Raw genomic sequence first — 16,567 nt, 5'->3', positions numbered from 1 at the left:
GTGCGGGGGTGGGGGCCGGAGCGGAGGCTTGCGGGGCATCGCGTACGGGTGCGCGGGCCGGTGGGCCGTGGGCGGAGGACGCCCGGAGGCCGTGGTCAGACGCCGACGTAGTTCTCGGCGAACCAGTCCTGGTGTGCGCGCGAGGTGCGCAGGGAGTCGAGGCGGGCGTGCCGCAGGGAGGTGTGGAAGAACGATCCGCCTGACGTGTCCCGGGCGGGGGTCTCGTGCAGCAGGCCGGTCATCCACGCGGTGAACTCCTGCGCGCGCCAGATGTGCGCCAGAGCACGCGCCGCGTAGCGGTCGAGCGCCGCGTCGTCTCCCCGGACGAGGGCATCGGCCAGGGCTTCGGCCAGCAGCTCCGCTTCCAGCACGGCGAGGTTGGCCCCTTTCGCCGCGGCCGGTGCGGTCAGGCTCGCGGCGTCGCCGGCGAGCAGGAGCGTGCCGTGGCGCAGCGGTTCGACCACGTCGCAGGTCAGGTCGACGACGGCGCGCTCGACGATCGGTCCCCTGTGCAGCGGGCCGTGCTCCACCGCCCTTATCCGCAGGTCGAGTTCGTCCCAGATCCGTTCCTCGGACCAGGCATCGGCCCGGGCACCGCGCGGGCATTGGAGGTAGTAGCGCGTGACCTTGGGACTGCGGGCCATGTGACCGGCGAAGCCGCGGTCGTGGACGGCGTAGCCGACGGCGTCGAGACTGGGCGGCGCTTCTGCGAGCAGGCCGAGCCAGCTCACGCCGTGGTCGTGGTGGTGGCGGGAGGTGCCGTGCGGCAGCGAACGGCGGGCCGCGCCGCGCCGGCCGTCGCAGCCGGCGACGAAACGTGCGTCCCACCGGGCGGAACGGCCGTCCGGTTCTCGGGTGGTGACGTAGGGCCGGGGCCCGTCGGCGTCCTGGACCCGCAGGGCCTCGGTGCGGAACCGGATGCGTCCACCGGCGTCGAGGTAGTGCTCCAGGAGGTCGGTGACGAGGTGCTGCTGCGGGTAGACCGTGTGCTGTTCGCCCCGGCCGAGGGCTCCGTAGTCGAGGCGGAAAGAGCCCCGCGCCGTGCGGAACTCGCACGCACCGTGGGTCCGTCCGTCGCGGTGCAGGCCATCGGCGAGGCCGTGGCGCTCCAGGACCCGGACGGTGTTCGGCGCGAGGAACCCGGCCCGGGCCCGGGTCTGGACGTGGGAGCGGGTGGCGCGTTCGAGGACGACGCAGTCGATGCCGGCGGCGACCAGGAGATTGCCGAGCAGCAAGCCCGCGGGCCCGGCCCCGAGCACGACCACGTCGGCTGATTCACGTAACGCTGGGAGATTTCGGCTCTCTTTCATGGCGCGGGAATCATAAGCACGGAAAAACGCGCAGACGATCATGAACAATCCGGATGCAGCATTAGAATGACTTACGCAACAACCTCGCATCGGCCACACCGGGGAGCGCCACGGAGCGCCGGAGCGTGGTCGGTTCACCGGAACTCCGGCGACGTCGGTCCAGGTGAGCACGGTGGAGGGGGTCGAGGCAGTGATTTCGAAAAGCTTCCGTTCCGGGGCGCGCATTCCATGAATTCGCGCGAATGTGCGCCGGGTCATACACCGGCGCACAACGGTCGGTACGGTGGAGGCAGCGGTACGCGCGGGCTCGCTCGGGGGGCGTATGCGGCACAGGGAACGGGCCGCGCGGGCGGGTTGTCCATCCGGCTGGCACCCCTTCCGAAGTGGCGCATTCCGGATGGCCCGGAGCCTCTGCGGTTTCCTAGCCTCGGTGCATGGTCCTTCTTCGTTCATGGTCATCAACCGCGGTGCTGGCACTGGCACTGTCCGCTCTGCCGCCCGTCGCGGCCTCGGCCGCGCCCGGCCCGTCGGACATCGCCCGGTCCGTGCAGCGTGACGCCGACGCGCTACGGGACACCGGGGTCACCGGGGTGTCGGCCCGCCTGGAATCCGAGCGCGGGACGGTCTCGGTCCGCTCGGGGGTAGCAGACCTGGCAACCCGCCGCCCGGTCCCCCCGGAGGGGTACCTGCGCCTGGGCAGCACCACCAAGACGTTCGTCGCCACCGTCGTCCTGCAACTGGTGGGAGAGAAGCGGATCTCCCTCGACCAGACGGTCGAGGAGCTGCTGCCCGGGGTCGTGTCCGGTGCGGGGAACGACGGCCGGACCATCCGCCTTCGTGACCTGCTCCAGCACACCAGCGGCCTGTCCGACTACGTCTACGACGTCTTCCCCGAGCCCACGGCCCAGACCTACTTCACCAACCGGTGGCGCGCCCACACACCCGAAGAGCTGGTGGCCCTGGCCCTGCGCCACGAGCCCGCCTTCCCGGCCGGCAGCCGCTGGTCCTACTCCAACACGAACTACGTGCTCGCCGGAATGATCATCCAGAAGGTCACCGGCCACACCTGGGAACAACAGGTCCGTGACCGCATCCTGCGTCCGCTCGGCCTGCACGACACCGACACCCCCGGCACGTCGCCCTTCCTGCCCGCCCCGCACGCCTCCAACTACCAGCAGTTCGCGGTGAACGGACCGCTGGTCGACACCACGCTCCCCTACCGCCCCTTCGACAGCGGGGCCGACGGCTCCATGACCGGCACGGCCGCCGACCTCAACCGCTTCTTCCACGCGCTGGCGAGCGGACGGCTGCTGCAACCCGCCGAACTCGCCGTCATGCGGGACACCGTGGCGATGCCTCCGGACAGCGGCCACCCCGAAGGCACCCGGGACGGCCTGGGCCTGTTCTTCACCCCTCTGTCCTGCGGCGGCGGCTACCTGGGACACGGCGGAAACGGCTTCGGATACGTCACCCGGGCAGCCACGACCACCGACGGCCGGCGCACGCTCACGGTCTCCGCGCACAGCCGCTCCGCGGATCCGCAGACCGCGGCCCGGCAGGAAGAAGCGCTCAACACCCTCATCGACCACGCCCTGTGCCGCGCCACGTGAGCATGAACCCGGCGCCGAGGCTCCGCACAGGGCGGTAGGGTGCCGGCTGCTGTTCTGAGGCCCCGGACCACGCGCATCAGCACGGCGGCCGGTCCGGGGCGGGTTCAGTCGGCTTCGGTAGCCGCGTGGTCCTGCCGGCCGGGAATGGCCAGCTCGTCGTCCCGTAGCTGCCAGGTCGGGGGCTGCCCGGACGGCGGTCCGGTCAGGACCCGCAGCTGGTGCGGGCGGTATTCGTCGCGCGCGTCCTCGACGCCGAAGCCCGCGGAGGCCAGGACCGCCGACATCGCCTGCATCATCGCGATCCCGATCGCGCTGGAGTGCCGCACGACGGGATCGTCCAGGTGCCCCGTCCTGAACGCGTGGCTCGCGCGGGCCCTCAAGCGGGGGCTCGCCTGCCAGCCGACGAACACGCCGCCCGCGGCGTCCGCCCCGTCGTCGACGTCCACCTCGGCGCCACCGGACAGGACCGGGTTGAGCCCCGCGGGCAGCACGGGCAGGCCCGCCGCCGCCAACTCGTCGCGGACCTTCCGGGCGAGGGCCTCCAGGGCTGCGGACTCTTCGGCTTCCACTCGTTCGAACACCTGATCAGCCTAGCCAATCACGGCACCCGAACGCGGACGAGCGCGCGGGCCGCACGCCGTCAGAGAGCTGCCAGGCCGGTCGCGCCCGGCCGCCGGTGGCGGGTGTCGAGGTGCACGGAGGCGATGCCCGTCAGTGCGAAGACCTTCCACAGCGTGCCGGTGACGGCCTCGGTGAGCTGCACGGCCCGCTGGAAGTCATGCGCGGCCACCGCCGGAGCGACGTCCGCCAGCGCCGCCTGCCCCAGGGCCGGGTCGCCGACGACCGCGATGATCTCCAGAGCCCGGTCGAGGCCGGCGGCCGCGACCACGAGGGCGATCCCGGCCAGGGCGTTCGCACGGGAAGGCTCCTCGGCGATGCCCGCGGCGATCTCCTCGGCCCGGTCGGGCGCGAACGCGGCGACCGCCCGGGCCGTCTCACTCACGGCGTCCGCTCTCCGAGGAGGCCGGGGGCCGCGGAGGAGATAGGTGTCCAGGACGTACTCGCCGTCCTTGGGATCGCGCAGCCCGTGGTTCCGTACGATGTCGGCCGGCGCCGTGGTCCGGTAGGGCTCATGGCCGTTGATCAGCATGTTGATGCCGCGGAAGATGTCGGCGGTGGCGACGACCACCGCCGACATCCGCCAGAACGGACTGCCGCCGGTCCTCATCCGACATGGTCGCGGCGATGGCCAGGGGGGGCCTGCTCTTCGGCCACCGCCGCGACGACCGGCGCGAGGGGGGGTGGCCCGGCCCTCGGCGGCGGCGGTTCCGCCCGGCGGTTGCGGCCCGGATGCCCCGGCGGTCGCGGTCCGGCCCGTGACGGCCGCGTTCACGAGCACGGGGAGGGATTCGCGCACCAGGAACTGACGTGCTGTGAGGCCCTGTCGGTTGCGCACCAGACCCAGCTGCCCGGCGGTGTCGGTGCCCCGCTGTTGTGGCACCGGCAGGCCCTCGGCCGTCAGCTGGGCATGAAGGTGCCGGTGGGTGTCGGCCGGTGTCGGCATCTGCCCGGCCGTGGGGCTGCCGTTCTGGAACAGCCGGAGCAGCCGCTCGGTGAACGCGGTGTGCCGTTCACCGTCCAGCGCGAGCGCCACCCGGTTCGCGGTGGCGGCGGTCAGCGTGTAACTGCCCGACACCTCCAGCGCGCTGAGCAGCGACTGCGCCTCGGCGGCCAGCGGCCGGCCGATGGCGCGGCCGCTGAAACAGCTGTCGAGTATGAGGACCCGGTTGTCCGCGCGGCTGTCGAGGAAGGTCTCGCGGACCGCTTCGAACGAGAGCGCGTAGGAGGCCGGCCGGTCGGGGCGCGTCGCCGCGAGGCTCAGGTACGGCTTTCCGCGACGGTCGATCAGGCCGTGCCCGCTGTAGGAGACCAGCAGCAGGTCGCCGGCCTGTTCGGCGGCGGTCGTGAGGATGTCACCGGCCTGCGGGAGGTCCGCGGCCGCGGGCACGGTACGGCAGTGCCCCTCGGTGAATCCGCCGAGCTCCGGGTCGGTGAACGCCGCCGCGAGGTCGGCCACGTTGTGGGCGATGGCGGGTACGTCGGGCAGGCGCTCGTCGCGGTAGCGCGGGGTACCGATGACCACGAGGCGCGAGCGCGCGGGATCGACGGGGCGGAACGCGGTCCGGTTCACGCTTCCCCGGCTCGCTCCGGTTGCTGATCCAGCTCCACATCCTGCAGGTCGCAGACCGGATCCCCGCGGCCGAAAGGCGGACGTACGTCCGCCGGCGCCGGATGCGCCGACGGACGCCTCATCAGCTGTCGTATCAGTAGCTGTCGTAGGTGGGCTTGCCGTTCGGCCGGTAGACGGCGAGGACGGTGCCGCCCTTCGTCGTCGAGACGCTGACCGGCTCCAGCGAAGTGGGGACCGCTCCGTCGGCGAACAGCCGCTTGCCGGTGCCGATGATCACCGGGTGGATGCTCAGCCGGTATTCGTCGACGAGGTCGTGCCGCATGAGGGTCTGGGCCAGGTCGCCGCTGCCGACGACGTTGATGCTGCCACCGTCGGAGGCCTTCAGCCGGCGCACGGCATCGACCACGTCGCCCTCCAGCAGCGTGGAGTTCTGCCACCCCACGGACGTCAGGGTCCGCGAGGCCACGTACTTGTGCATGCCGTTCATCCGCTCGGTGAACGGGTTGGCGGGATCGGCCTCCGGCCAGTACGACGCGAAGATCTCGTACGTCTTGCGGCCGAGCAGCATCGCGTCGGAGCCCTGGTACCAGCCGGCGATGCCCGCGCCGACCTCTTCGTCGGACGCCGCCTTCTGCCAGCCGCCGTGCTCGAAGCCGCTCTCCGCGTCCTCGTCCGGACCGCCCGGCGCCTGCATGACGCCGTCGAGCGTCAGGAACGTGCAAACGATGATCTTGCGCATGGTGGGCTCCCTTGGTCGTCTTGTCGTCGGTGGGTAGACCCCGCAACCGGCGAGAAGTCATCGGTCACCGCGCGGAGAGCGCCGCCGAGACCACCGAGCGCGCCGCTTCCTGGACCTCGGCGAGGTGTTCGGGCCCGTCGAAGGATTCCGCGTAGATCTTGTACACGTCCTCGGTGCCCGAGGGGCGGGCCGCGAACCAGGCGCGGTCCGTGCTCACCTTGATCCCGCCGAACGGCGCGCCGTTGCCCGGGGCGCTCGTCAGCACTTCGGTGACCGGGTCGCCGGCCAGCGTGTCCGCGGTGACCTGGTCCGGGGAGAGCCGGGCCAGCACGGCCTTCTCCTCCCGGCTGGCCGGGGCGTCGATGCGCGCGTACGCGGGCTCGCCGGACCGGGCGGTGAGGGCCGCGTACCGGGCGGAGGGGCTCTCGCCCGTCACCGCGAGGATCTCCGAGGCGAGCAGGGCGAGCAGGATGCCGTCCTTGTCGGTCGTCCACACCGAGCCGTCGCGGCGCAGGAAGGAGGCGCCTGCGGACTCCTCGCCGCCGAACCCGAGGGCGCCGTCGGCCAGCCCGTCCACGAACCACTTGAAGCCGACGGGTACTTCCACGAGTGCGCGGCCGAGGTCGTCGGCTACCCGGTCGATCATTCCCGAGGAGACGAGCGTCTTGCCGATGCCCGCGGCGGCCGGCCAGCCCTCGCGGTGGCGGTAGAGGTAGTCGATGGCGGTGGCGAGGTAGTGGTTGGGGTTCATGAGCCCGCCGTCGGGTGTGACGATGCCGTGCCGGTCGGCGTCCGCGTCGTTGCCGGTCGTCAGGTCGAAGCGGTCCCTGCCTTCGATCAGCGAGGCCATCGCGTACGGGGAGGAGCAGTCCATGCGGATCTTCCCGTCCCAGTCCAGCGTCATGAACCGCCAGGTCGGATCGGTTTCCGGGTTGACGACGGTCAGGTCCAGGCGGTGCTCCTCGGCGATGCGTCCCCAGTAGGCGACCGAGGCACCCCCCAGCGGGTCGGCGCCGATGCGGACGCCCGCGGCGCGGACGGCGTCCAGGTCCAGTACGGAGGGAAGGTCGCGGACGTAGGTGCCGAGGAAGTCGTACCTCCCGGTGGTGGCGGCCGCGAGGGCCCGTGCGTACGGCAGTCTCCGCACGTCCTTGGAGCCGCCGGTGATGATCTCGTTGGCCCGGTCCTGGATCCAGCCGGTGGCCTCGGACCCGGCGGGTCCGCCGTGCGGCGGGTTGTACTTGAACCCGCCGTCGCCGGGCGGGTTGTGCGAGGGCGTGACGACCACTCCGTCGGCCCGGGCGCCGCTCCGGCCGCGGTTGTGGGTCAGGATGGCGTGCGAGACGGCGGGGGTGGGGGTGTACCCGTCGGCGGTGTCCAGGAGGACGCTCACGCCGTTGGCGGCGAAGACCTCGATGGCCGTGACCCGGGCGGGTTCGGACAGCGCGTGCGTGTCGGCACCCAGGAACAGCGGGCCGTCCACGCCCTGACGGGCCCGGTACTCGCAGATGGCCTGGCTCGTCGCGGCGATGTGGTCCTCGTTGAAGGCCGTGTCGAAGGACGATCCCCGGTGCCCCGAAGTCCCGAAAGCGACGCGCTGGGCCGGATCGGCGGGATCCGGGTGCAGGGCGTAGTAGGCGGTCACCAGCCGGGACACGTCGATGAGGTCCTCCGCTCGCGCCTGCTGACCCGCTCGCTCGTTCGGCATCCGTTCGCTCCTCCGTACTGATCGGGACCCCCGACGGGGTCCGCGCCGCTCCATGGTCCTGCGGGTGGCGCCCGCGGCCGGGGCCGACGCCCCGCCACCGCGCCAGGTCCCGCGCACACGGCCTACCCCGCGCGGACCGCGCCTACCGGCCGATTTCGGCGTCCGCGTCGGGCAGGACGGGCCGGGCGGATGACCGTAGCGTGTCGGCATGCGCCTGCTGCTGATCTCCGACACGCACCTGCCGAAGCGCGCGAAGGCGCTCCCCGCCGTCCTGCTGGAGGAGTGCGCCCGGGCGGACGTCGTGATCCACGCGGGTGACTGGACCGACGAGGACGCGTACGCGCTGGTCGCGGAGCACGCCCGCGAGCTGCTCGGGGTGCACGGCAACAACGACACCCCGGGGCTGTGCGCGCGGCTGCCCGAGGTGGCGAGGGCGGTACTGGAGGGGGTGCGGGTCGGCGTGGTGCACGAGACCGGGGCCGCGGCGGGGCGGGAGGCGCGTTGCGCCCGGCGGTTCCCGGACCTGGACGTCCTGGTGTTCGGCCACAGCCACATCCCCTGGGACACCACCGCGCCCGGGGGTCTGCGGCTGCTCAACCCCGGCTCGCCGACGGACCGGCGCCGCCAGCCGTTCCACACGTACATCACGGCGGTGGCGTCCGGGGGCGCGCTGACCGAGGTCCGGCTGCACCGGCTGCCGCCGCTTCGCTGACACCGCACCGGGCCCGGCCCGGCGGGGCCGGCTCACGTCCCGGGCGTTCAGTGACGCACGTCCTGTGCGGCATCGCCGCCCCCGCCCGCCTCCCGGCTCACCCACGTCTGGCGGCTGTGGGCGGGCACGGTCGTGGCGGCGGCCAGCACCACGGAGATGGTGCTGATCACCTGGCAGGTGGTGCGCGGCCGTCAGAGCCACTTCAGCCGGTCCACCCCCTTCGACGCGAGCCTGTACGACGCGATGGCGGCGACGGTCGTGGTGCTGTGGGCGGCGACCCTGGTGATCGCGGTGCTGCTGTTCCGGGCGCCCCTCGCCGACCGAGCCCTCACCTGGGCCATCCGCATATCGGCGCTCCTCGCCCTGGCCGGGGCGGGCCTGGGCTTCCTGATGACCCGTCCCACCTCCGCTCAGACGGCGGCCGCCGGGGGCGGGGAACCGCCCGTCACGGGGGCGCACGCGGTCGGCGTACCCGACGGGGGTCCGGGGATGCCGCTCACCGGCTGGTCCACCACCGGCGGGGACCTGCGGGTCCCGCACTTCTTCGGGATGCACGCCCTCCAGTTCCTGCCGCTGTTCGTCATGGGCCTGACCGCCCTCGCCGCCCGGTACGCACGGCTGCGCGAGGAGCGCGTACGGCTGCGCCTGACGCTGGTGGCGGGCGCAGCCCAGGCTGCGGTGCTGACGCTGCTCGTCACGCAGGCGCTGAGGGGCGTGCCGCCGGCCTCCCCGGACGGCCCGACGCTGCTCGCGGGCGCGCTGATCGCGGTGGCCTCGGGTATCGGCGCGGTACTCGCCCTCCGGCTGCGCGCCCCCGCCCCGGAAGCCGGTCCGGCGCCGGCCCGCGCAGGCCACCCCGGCCGGACCGTGGTGTAGCCGGACCGTCGGGTCGGCCGCGTCGCCGGAGGCCCGACCGCACCCCGCAGGACGACTCGGACGGGGCGGCCGGATCCTCCGTCAGGAACAGCCCGCCGCCGCCGGGGCGGGCAGGCGGCGTCGGTTCGCGTCAACCGCGGTCCGCCGCGTCAGTCCCCAGGGCCCGGGGAACTCCGACCTCTCGTACAACTACCGTGAGTGAAGGCCCTCTCCGCGTGTTCCGGCGGCCCGAGACCGCCTCAACGTGCCCACGGGCAGGAGCGATCGCACCCGTGGAGGCGGATCGCCACCGGAAATCCAGGTCGGCGCGATCACGGCGACTGTCACCATGTGTCACGACGAACGGGCAGTGGGGCGGAGAGCACCGTCCCCTCAGCGACGAGAGGTTGCTACGTGACACCCCAGGCGACCGGGCATCCGAATCCGCAGCTCCTCACCGGGCAGCGCAAGACGGCCGACGCGGCACCGGCCGGGAGCGGGCTTCGGGCCGTCCCCGGGCCGGGAACGGTGTCGGGGACGGACACGGAAACGGAAACGGGCACGGAAACGGGAACGGGGACCGGCGGAGCCGGCTGTTACGCGGCGCCGGGCATCGCGCCGACGCGTGCGACGGAGCCCGAACTGCTCGTCGCGGCCTCCCTGCTGCTGGCCGATGCCGCACTGGCCGCCCGGCAGGCCGGCGCGGAGCTCACCGGAGCCCTCAGCAGCTGGCGCTCCGGCATGCGGGCCCTGCGCGACCCCGCCTGGGCCCTGGGCAGCGTGCTGTCCTGCGCCCGCGCCCTGACCTCTCCGCAGGGGCTGGGTTTCGGTGCGAACGGCGGCGTCGCGGGCGAGCTGGCCCGGGTCGCCGGGAACGTCACCCGCCGGCGGCCGGCCGCGGTGGCCATGGCGGTGGACGCCTTCGCCCTGCGCATCGCGGCAGCCGCCGCCACCCACCCCAATCTGGACACCCCCTGCGCGCGGCGGCTCACCGACGCGCTGGTGCGCGGCGACCGTCTGGAGGCGCTCCGCGCCCTGTTCGCGCTGGTCGAGCGGCTGGGCGTGACCCGCGCGCTCACCACCGTCAGCCCCGTCATCATGGAACTGCTGGCGCTGACCGGCCTCCTGGACGAGAACCCCGTCAACGACGGTTTCTCCTGGGTGACCCTGGCCGGCGGAGTTCCCGCCACCGACCCCTTCCTCGGTCTGCCCAGCTCGCTGCTGGGGCTCCTCAACCCCGGTCCCGGCCGGGCGGAGCGCGCGGAGGCCGACCCGATCCTGGCGTCCGTGCTCGCGGGTTCCGCCAACGACATCGTCAGCTACGTCAACGACATCGGCGCACTCGGCAACCACGGGCTCGTGCTGCTGCGACGCGTCGCGTGCGCGGACGGCGCCGTCCGGTACGTCCTGCTGCTGCCCGGTACGAGCTTCGGACTGCTCAGCAACAGCACGCCGCAGGACGTGATCGGCGCCTTCGACGGCCTGCTGCGCACCGACACCACCTACACCAGGGCCGTCAAGGCGCTCCTGGCCCGGGCGGGGGTGCCCGCCGGAGCCGAGCTGATGCTGGTCGGACACAGCCTCGGCGGGCTGACCGCCATGAACCTGGCCTCGGACGTCACCGTCGCCTCCGAGTACCGGATCACCCATGTCGTCGCACTCGGCTCGCCCATCGACGCGAAACGGCCCGCCGACCACACGACACGGGTCATCAGCCTGGTCAACGAACACGACGTGATCCCGACCCTGGACGGCCGCGGTCCGGCCTCGCCCAACGACGTCCCCGAGCACTGGCTGGAACTCGCCTGGCTCGACGCGACGTACGACTACCCGCTCTCGCACGCCCCGCAGGCGTACTCCGACAGCCTCCGCGGACCGCAGGCCCCCCTGCGCGAGGAGGTCAACGCGCTGTTGACGGCGTACGACGGCGACATCACGGCCAACCAGCCCTACATGCTGCGCGACAAGTGACCCCCTTGAGGACGCCTCCCATGAACAGCACCCTCCCCGACTCCACGGCCACCCCGGCCGCCCCCTCCGCCGCCGGGACGGCCGGGTCCGTGTCACCGCCCGTGGCGGCGGGACGACGGCCGCGCACCGCCCGCCCCCTGGAGAACGCCCTGTTCAGCGCGGCCATGCTGGGACGCCGGCTGCCCTGGACGGATGCCCCGGCCCGCCTGCTGGGGCTCGACGCCCTCACCCAGGAAGGCGCCACCCGCCAGCTCCTCGCCCACCTCAGGCGCAGCCGCGACGGCAGGCCCGTGCTGATCAGCACCCTGTTCGGCAGCTTCCTCGTGCCGTTGACCCCCGAGGACACCGCGAGCCTGCTCGCCCGGGGTGCGGCCTGCGCCGCGCTCGGGCCCGGGACGCTGCTCACCCCCTCCGGACACCGCCGGGGCCTGTACCCGCACACCGACACCCCGGTCGAAGCGCTGCCGGCCGACGGCGACATCGGCGGCCCGCTCGCCGAGGAGTTGCGGGGCCTCCTCGACGGGCGGCCCGGCGACGGCATCCCCGGCCGCGCGGACTGGCTGGCCTGGACCGCGCGGGCCGTCCGCCGGGTGGTGGTGGGCGCTGCGGCGGCCGAGGACCGGCTGTTGAGCGAGGTACTGCGGCGCGCGGGCGAGGCGGTCGGCCCCCGGGAGCGGGACCGGTACGACGCGGCGCTGATGCGCAGGCTGGCCCCGTACCTCGACGAACCCGATCCCGCCTCGGTGGCCGGACGTATCGGCGCTGCCCGGGCCCATGACGCCGGACCGGCCGTGGCGCACCTGCTGGCGGTGGCCTCCCGGGCGGCGGGCGACACGGCCGCCCAGGCCCTGGCCCTGCTCGCGGCGGAGGTCACGGACACCCCCGCCCAAGCGGTCGCCTCGGCGCTCCACCACTACCCGCCGGTCGATGCCGTCGCGCACCCCGTCCGGGCGGACTTCGTCTGGGAGGGCCTCGCCGTCGCCTCGGGAACCGAGGTCCTGGCCATGCCCGCCCGGCTGCGCGAGACCAGCGCGGCCGTTCCCGCCGCCCGTGCGGTACCGGGCCCGCCCTCCGCCGGGGAGCCCTCGCCGCTGTGCGGTGCGCCGACGCCCTGCGCGGCCGGCGCGTTCGCCGCACGCATCGCCGAGGAGATCGTCGCGGGCATCGCCGCCCGTTCCCGGCCGGTCCTCCTCGCGCCGCGGATCCCGCGCGACCGGCTGCCCCTGCGCCTCGACCCGGACACCCTGCGCGTGGCCCTGGGTCCGGTGCCCGCAGCCCGGCCGGGGGATGCCGCCGTGGCGGCCCGGGCCGCCGTCACCGGGCGCGGCCGCGCCCCGGCCGCGTACGGCTCCCTCGCCTCGGCCAGCGCCGATCTGCTCGACCGGCACGCGCGGGACCTGGAGAACTGCGCGCTGCACAGCGGCTGGAGCTCCGACGGGGCGGGCGAACAGTTCCGCACCGTCCTGCTGGGGCACGCGGAACGCTGCGCGCAGGCCGCCTCGGACGTACGGCGCGCGGCGCGCCGGCTCTCGGACTGACTCCGCCCGGGGCCGTGCCGGCGGGTACGGCCCCGGGCGTCGGCCCGGGCGCGGCGGTGCCCGGGGGCGCCCGTACCGCTCGTCGTCGGCCGCCTCCGGTCCGCCGGAGCCCTACCCCTGGGGCGGAATCCGCCGGCCGCGTTCGCGATCGATCATCTCCTGCACCGTGTCCCGCACCTCGACGCACCACCGGCGGGCCGCTTCGGAGCGCGCCCTGATCCCCTCCGGCCGGACCGGCGGCGCCATCGGCTCACCGATGACGATCTGCCACTTCGAGGGCAACGGGAAGGGCGGGGTGAGGGGAAGGTAGGGCAGGTCCAGCATCCGGGCCAGGGCGGGCATCTCGCCCAGTTTGGGGCTGGATTCCTCCGCGCCGATGATGGCGGCGGGAATCACGGGCGCGCCCGAGCTGATCGCCGCCACCGCGAATCCCGCACTGAACGGCTGGAGCCGGTAGCGGTCCCGGTAGGGCTTCTCCAGCCCGGAGATTCCCTCGGGGAACACGGCGACCGGCTCGCCGTTGTTCAGCCGCGCCGTTCCCACCCGGGGGTCGATGGGCACGGCGCCCTTCTTCGCCGCGTACCCGCCGAGTACCGGCAGCCGGAACACCAGCGGGGCGGCGAGCACGCTCAGCGGACGCCGCAGTGCCCGGGCGAGGGCCTTCTGGAACACGAAGGCGTCCAGTCCCCAGGCTCCGGAGTGGTTGGAGACGACGACGGCCGGCCCCTCGGCCGGAATGTTCTCCAGCCCCAGCAGGTCGAGGCGGAAGTAGTCGTCGATGAACCATTCGAGCAGCCGCTCCCACGCCTCCTGGCCTGCCCCGCCCAGCAGTCCGCGGACGAAGCGGAACTCGGATCCGGCCAGATCGAACACTTCGGTCATGTTTGTCGACACCCGTCTTCCGCCGCTGTCCGGCGGCGGGTCTGCCCACGGCCGCCCGGACCTGTCAGGGAACCAACGGCCGTCGCGACGGTTGATCACGAAGATCGGGCCGATCGGGCATTCGCTGATTCGTTCGCCGTTTCCGGCGCCGGACCTGCCGCCCCCGTCATCCCCGGGCCAGGGTCCAGGTCTCGCTGCGGGTGAAGTAGGTGTCGTAGAGCTCCTGCACGTCCAGGAGCGACTCCGGCGGAACCTTCCCGTAGGCGATCCGCTCCAGGTGGCGGAAGTACTCGAACCGCTCGATGCCCGGGGTGATCACGATCAGGATGTCGGCGTTCTCGCCCGGCGCCGCGGCGAAGGCGTGGTCGGTGCCGGGCGGCACGATCACGAGGTCCCCGCGCTCGGCGGTCACCAGTTGCTCGCCCGACAGCAGCTGCGCGGTGCCGTCGAGGAGATAGAACATCTCCGCGGACCGGGAGTGGTGGTGGGGCGCGGCGCCGTTCGCGCCGTCCAGCAGGGTCACGCGCTGGGTGGACAGGGCGCCGCCCGTGGCGCTGCTGTCGGCGAGGAGGCGGATGGTGGCCGGAGCGGCGCCGGTCGTCTCGGCGTCGGCGGAGCGCACGACCACGGATTCGTCGAAGGAGGGCACGGCAAAGGACATCTCGGGATCTCGCTCTCTCGGTGGGTGACGGCGACGGGTGAGGGGGCGGCGGAGGCGGTCGGCCGCTCGCGCGGCAGCAGGGCGGCCGTGACGGCGACGGCCAGGGCGGTGGCCCCGTGCACCCGTACGCCGTACCCGCCGGTCCGCCTTCGGACAGCACGATCAGCATGTCACCGGCCGGGGCGAAGACGATGGCCGCCATGGCCCGGCCCAGTGCCCGGCGGTGGCCGGTGACCAGCAGGGCCAGGATCACCAAGCCGGTGGCGATGTCACGGACGCCCTTGACCTTGGGAAGGCGGCGCCGTCCTGCCGTGGCCAGGCCGGAATGCCGAAGTCGGGCGCCATGGACTGCGGGGCGAACAGGTAGCCGAGGCCGACGCAGAGGATGAACGCGGCGCCGACGGCGGCGAGGGCGGTGGTGACGTGCTTGCGGGCCATGGCCGGTCTCCTGGGGGCGGTGGGACGGATGACGAGGACGGCTGGCGGACGTCAGCGGGGCTGCCGGACGACGCGCACCCTGCGGAGGCAGGGCTCGCCGCACGCCCGGGGGCACCAGGCGCTCGCGACGGCCGCGTTGCCGGCGAGCCGCGGACGGGAGGGGCTCGGCAGTCACTGCCGCGGGCCCGTCGGGTGTACGCGGACTTCGGGCCGCCCGCGGGCGACATCCTCGCGGCGTCGCTCGCCGCCGCCGGGGAGGCGCGGGAGGCGCGGGAGGTCCTTGCCCTGGCGGGCCCGCTGCGCACGGACTACCTCTTCAAACTCCTCGCCACGCTCCGGGCCATGACCCTGGTGATGCCGGGGGAACGGGCGGGCGCCGGGGAACTGTACGCGGCGCTGCTGCCCTGCCGGAACGCGCCGCCGCCCACGCCCGGCTTCACCGTGGCGGTCCGCCCGCTCGCCCGCACCCTCGGCGAACTGGCCCTGCTCCTGGGCCGCGCGCAGGAGGCGGCGCCGCACTTCGCCCGCGCCGCGGAGATCGCCGCGCGGTGGCGCAGCCCCTGGTGCGCGGCCCCGGTCGAGCCCGGCGGCTGAGCCCGGCGGCTGCGCCCGGCCCGGCTGCTGGAGGTCGCTGCGTTTACGGGCGCCGGATGTGAGCAGGCGAGGAGTCACGACCGATCCGGTACGACGCGAGGAGGTCCCCATGTCGGGCACCGAGAAGAGCAAGGCCACCGCCGAGCAGGCCAAGGGCAAGGCGAAGGAAGCCATCGGCCGCATGACGGGCAACGAGCGGATGACCGCCGAAGGCCGCGCCGAGCAGACCAAGGGCGACGCACGTCAGGCCAAGGAGAAGACCAAGGACGCCTTCCGCCACTGAACCCGGCGGCAGGCCCCTTCCACGGGGAGGCCCCCGACCCACTCCCCCGGGTCGGGGGCCTCTTCGCGCCCTCAGGCGGGGGAAGGCGAGTCCGGGGCCGGGAGGGGCGCGGGGAGGGCGCTCGGGAGGCGGCGCAGGCGCAGGGTGTCGAGCATGAGGAAGGCGACGCAGGCCAGTGACACGTAGACGCCGAAGCGGGCGGCGCCGACGCCCTTGAGCTGGAGGAACACCGTGAACGACGCGGCGAAGAGGGATCCGACGGCGATGTCGGCCAGGGTGGCGCGGCGGGCGCGCAGGCTGGCGCCGCCCGCCAGGATGGCCAGCAGGGCCAGGAGGACGAAGCGGTCGCCCAGCCCCTTGGGCACGGCCGCCCGCACCCGCGCGGTGTAGAGGGCGCCGGCGCACACGGCCAGCAGGAACGCGGGGACGTAGAGGACGAGTGCGACGCGGACCCATCCCGCGCCGCCGCCCCCGAGGCACGCCTCCTGTCTGGGCGCGGACCAGGCGACGACGGCGAACAGGGCGGCGGCCGCGAGGAAGGGGACGGGTACGGGCGTGACGGTGCCCAGCCCGGCCAGCAGCCCCGCGTCCGCGTTGACGGTCTGCGGGGCCACCTCCGACACCAGTGGCCCGGCCCCCACGAGCACGGCGACGGCCGCGGCCATCGCGTACCCGAGGTCGGCCTTCACCGCGAGGAAGGCGCTGACGAGCGCGAAGGGCAGGCACAGCAGGGCGGCGAGGAGGATGCCCTGGAGAACTCCCGCGTTGCCGTGGGCGCTGTTGACGCCGATGACGGCTCCGCTCAGGCCCGCCACGCCGACCACCGCGAGCTCGATCCGGCCGGAGCGCAGCAGTACGTACTGGCTCAGGGCGATGACGCCCGGCACGGCGGCCTCCGCCAGGATGTCGGCGAAGAGCCGGGGCAGCAGCTCCGGCCAGGGCGTGCTGATGTCCGAGAGCGCGGTGAGGGGCAGGACGACCGCGGCGGTCGCGGCGAGTACGAGCCAGGCGCGTTGTCCCCGGCGGACGACGGTCGTGGCGGTGGCCATGTTCCCCCCGGTACCGGCACGGGCGC

At 73.8% G+C, this 16,567-nt stretch carries 17 protein-coding genes and 1 pseudogene; 7 read left to right on the top strand and 11 right to left on the bottom strand.

Annotation, left to right across the window (positions count from 1 at the left end):
- Nucleotides 1–95: 95 nt before the first annotated feature.
- A complete protein-coding gene (locus ACFYYT_RS28220; protein WP_351826818.1) occupies nucleotides 96–1,265 on the bottom strand; it encodes a 4-hydroxybenzoate 3-monooxygenase in 1,170 nt (389 codons plus the stop codon).
- A gap of 479 nt (nucleotides 1,266–1,744) precedes the next feature.
- On the opposite strand from ACFYYT_RS28220, the gene ACFYYT_RS28215 reads away from it, so the two are divergent.
- On the top strand, nucleotides 1,745–2,920 hold the full coding sequence (locus ACFYYT_RS28215) for a serine hydrolase domain-containing protein (protein WP_351826817.1): 1,176 nt from the start codon (nucleotides 1,745–1,747) through the stop codon (nucleotides 2,918–2,920).
- 104 nt (nucleotides 2,921–3,024) lie between these two features.
- Here ACFYYT_RS28215 and ACFYYT_RS28210 read toward each other — a convergent pair whose 3' ends face one another.
- From ACFYYT_RS28210 to pgm, 4 genes are all read right to left on the bottom strand, one after another.
- Nucleotides 3,025–3,501, bottom strand: coding sequence for a hypothetical protein (locus ACFYYT_RS28210; RefSeq protein ID WP_351826816.1), 477 nt, complete (start codon nucleotides 3,499–3,501; stop codon nucleotides 3,025–3,027).
- Between the two features lie 59 nt (nucleotides 3,502–3,560).
- On the bottom strand, nucleotides 3,561–5,111 hold the full coding sequence (locus tag ACFYYT_RS28205; RefSeq protein WP_351826815.1) for a hypothetical protein: 1,551 nt from the start codon (nucleotides 5,109–5,111) through the stop codon (nucleotides 3,561–3,563).
- 133 nt (nucleotides 5,112–5,244) lie between these two features.
- Nucleotides 5,245–5,850, bottom strand: a complete 606-nt coding sequence (locus ACFYYT_RS28200) for a dihydrofolate reductase family protein (RefSeq protein WP_351826814.1) — start codon at nucleotides 5,848–5,850, stop codon at nucleotides 5,245–5,247.
- A 64-nt stretch (nucleotides 5,851–5,914) separates the two neighbouring features.
- Entirely contained in the window at nucleotides 5,915–7,558 is a 1,644-nt protein-coding gene (pgm, locus tag ACFYYT_RS28195; RefSeq protein WP_351826813.1) for a phosphoglucomutase (alpha-D-glucose-1,6-bisphosphate-dependent), read from the bottom strand.
- Between the two features lie 208 nt (nucleotides 7,559–7,766).
- Here pgm and ACFYYT_RS28190 point away from each other — a divergent pair, with 208 nt between their 5' ends.
- Nucleotides 7,767–8,270, top strand: a complete 504-nt coding sequence (locus tag ACFYYT_RS28190; RefSeq protein WP_351826812.1) for a metallophosphoesterase — start codon at nucleotides 7,767–7,769, stop codon at nucleotides 8,268–8,270.
- A gap of 47 nt (nucleotides 8,271–8,317) precedes the next feature.
- Here ACFYYT_RS28190 and ACFYYT_RS28185 read toward each other — a convergent pair whose 3' ends face one another.
- Complete coding sequence (locus ACFYYT_RS28185; protein ID WP_351826811.1) at nucleotides 8,318–8,440, bottom strand: hypothetical protein; 123 nt, start codon at nucleotides 8,438–8,440, stop codon at nucleotides 8,318–8,320.
- On the opposite strand from ACFYYT_RS28185, the gene ACFYYT_RS28180 reads away from it, so the two are divergent.
- The 3 genes from ACFYYT_RS28180 (at nucleotide 8,427) to ACFYYT_RS28170 (ending at nucleotide 12,634) form a co-directional block, all read left to right on the top strand.
- A complete protein-coding gene (locus ACFYYT_RS28180) occupies nucleotides 8,427–9,146 on the top strand; it encodes a hypothetical protein (protein ID WP_388609670.1) in 720 nt (239 codons plus the stop codon). The genes ACFYYT_RS28185 and ACFYYT_RS28180 overlap by 14 nt on opposite strands.
- A gap of 393 nt (nucleotides 9,147–9,539) precedes the next feature.
- Nucleotides 9,540–11,096: a hypothetical protein gene (locus tag ACFYYT_RS28175; RefSeq protein WP_351826810.1), complete on the top strand. Its 1,557-nt coding sequence runs from the start codon at nucleotides 9,540–9,542 to the stop codon at nucleotides 11,094–11,096.
- 20 nt (nucleotides 11,097–11,116) lie between these two features.
- A complete protein-coding gene (locus tag ACFYYT_RS28170) occupies nucleotides 11,117–12,634 on the top strand; it encodes a hypothetical protein (RefSeq protein WP_388609667.1) in 1,518 nt (505 codons plus the stop codon).
- Nucleotides 12,635–12,745: 111 nt separating this feature from the next.
- Here ACFYYT_RS28170 and ACFYYT_RS28165 read toward each other — a convergent pair whose 3' ends face one another.
- The 4 genes and pseudogenes from ACFYYT_RS28165 to ACFYYT_RS28150 all read right to left on the bottom strand — a co-directional run bounded on the left by ACFYYT_RS28165 (nucleotide 12,746) and on the right by ACFYYT_RS28150 (nucleotide 14,615).
- Nucleotides 12,746–13,516 carry a 1-acyl-sn-glycerol-3-phosphate acyltransferase gene (locus tag ACFYYT_RS28165; RefSeq protein WP_351826567.1) on the bottom strand — a complete coding sequence of 257 codons (771 nt, stop codon included), beginning with the start codon at nucleotides 13,514–13,516 and terminating at the stop codon, nucleotides 12,746–12,748.
- 166 nt (nucleotides 13,517–13,682) lie between these two features.
- Nucleotides 13,683–14,177, bottom strand: coding sequence for a cupin domain-containing protein (locus ACFYYT_RS28160; RefSeq protein WP_351826568.1), 495 nt, complete (start codon nucleotides 14,175–14,177; stop codon nucleotides 13,683–13,685).
- A gap of 187 nt (nucleotides 14,178–14,364) precedes the next feature.
- Nucleotides 14,365–14,430, bottom strand: a pseudogene (locus ACFYYT_RS28155) (small membrane hydrophobic protein); the annotation flags it as partial.
- Nucleotides 14,427–14,615 (bottom strand): hypothetical protein, encoded by a 189-nt coding sequence (locus ACFYYT_RS28150; protein WP_351826569.1) that lies wholly within the window; start codon nucleotides 14,613–14,615, stop codon nucleotides 14,427–14,429. The pseudogene ACFYYT_RS28155 and the gene ACFYYT_RS28150, both read right to left, overlap by 4 nt.
- A 192-nt stretch (nucleotides 14,616–14,807) precedes the next feature.
- Here ACFYYT_RS28150 and ACFYYT_RS28145 point away from each other — a divergent pair, with 192 nt between their 5' ends.
- Nucleotides 14,808–15,209 carry a hypothetical protein gene (locus ACFYYT_RS28145; RefSeq protein WP_351826570.1) on the top strand — a complete coding sequence of 134 codons (402 nt, stop codon included), beginning with the start codon at nucleotides 14,808–14,810 and terminating at the stop codon, nucleotides 15,207–15,209.
- Between the two features lie 109 nt (nucleotides 15,210–15,318).
- Complete coding sequence (locus tag ACFYYT_RS28140; RefSeq protein ID WP_351826571.1) at nucleotides 15,319–15,492, top strand: CsbD family protein; 174 nt, start codon at nucleotides 15,319–15,321, stop codon at nucleotides 15,490–15,492.
- 71 nt (nucleotides 15,493–15,563) lie between these two features.
- Here ACFYYT_RS28140 and ACFYYT_RS28135 read toward each other — a convergent pair whose 3' ends face one another.
- A complete protein-coding gene (locus ACFYYT_RS28135) occupies nucleotides 15,564–16,541 on the bottom strand; it encodes a hypothetical protein (protein ID WP_351826572.1) in 978 nt (325 codons plus the stop codon).
- Nucleotides 16,542–16,567 lie beyond the last annotated feature (26 nt).

This window comes from Streptomyces sp. NPDC002032 (genome assembly GCF_042890765.1).
GTDB lineage: Bacteria > Actinomycetota > Actinomycetes > Streptomycetales > Streptomycetaceae > Streptomyces.
The sequence above is the reverse complement of the archived record's forward strand: the minus strand, read 5'-3'. Positions and strand labels throughout refer to the sequence as shown.

Excerpts from the sequence above, each read along its gene's own strand:
- ACFYYT_RS28135 (WP_351826572.1), bottom strand. The coding sequence starts at position 16,541 with ATGGCCACCGCCACGACCGTCGTCCGCCGGGGACAACGCGCCTGGCTC.
- pgm (WP_351826813.1), bottom strand. The coding sequence starts at position 7,558 with ATGCCGAACGAGCGAGCGGGTCAGCAGGCGCGAGCGGAGGACCTCATC.
- ACFYYT_RS28165 (WP_351826567.1), bottom strand. The coding sequence starts at position 13,516 with ATGACCGAAGTGTTCGATCTGGCCGGATCCGAGTTCCGCTTCGTCCGC.
- ACFYYT_RS28180 (WP_388609670.1), top strand. The coding sequence starts at position 8,427 with ATGGTGCTGATCACCTGGCAGGTGGTGCGCGGCCGTCAGAGCCACTTC.
- ACFYYT_RS28215 (WP_351826817.1), top strand. The coding sequence starts at position 1,745 with ATGGTCCTTCTTCGTTCATGGTCATCAACCGCGGTGCTGGCACTGGCA.
- ACFYYT_RS28150 (WP_351826569.1), bottom strand. The coding sequence starts at position 14,615 with ATGGCCCGCAAGCACGTCACCACCGCCCTCGCCGCCGTCGGCGCCGCG.
- ACFYYT_RS28140 (WP_351826571.1), top strand. The coding sequence starts at position 15,319 with ATGTCGGGCACCGAGAAGAGCAAGGCCACCGCCGAGCAGGCCAAGGGC.
- ACFYYT_RS28190 (WP_351826812.1), top strand. The coding sequence starts at position 7,767 with ATGCGCCTGCTGCTGATCTCCGACACGCACCTGCCGAAGCGCGCGAAG.
- ACFYYT_RS28170 (WP_388609667.1), top strand. The coding sequence starts at position 11,117 with ATGAACAGCACCCTCCCCGACTCCACGGCCACCCCGGCCGCCCCCTCC.
- ACFYYT_RS28200 (WP_351826814.1), bottom strand. The coding sequence starts at position 5,850 with ATGCGCAAGATCATCGTTTGCACGTTCCTGACGCTCGACGGCGTCATG.
- ACFYYT_RS28160 (WP_351826568.1), bottom strand. The coding sequence starts at position 14,177 with ATGTCCTTTGCCGTGCCCTCCTTCGACGAATCCGTGGTCGTGCGCTCC.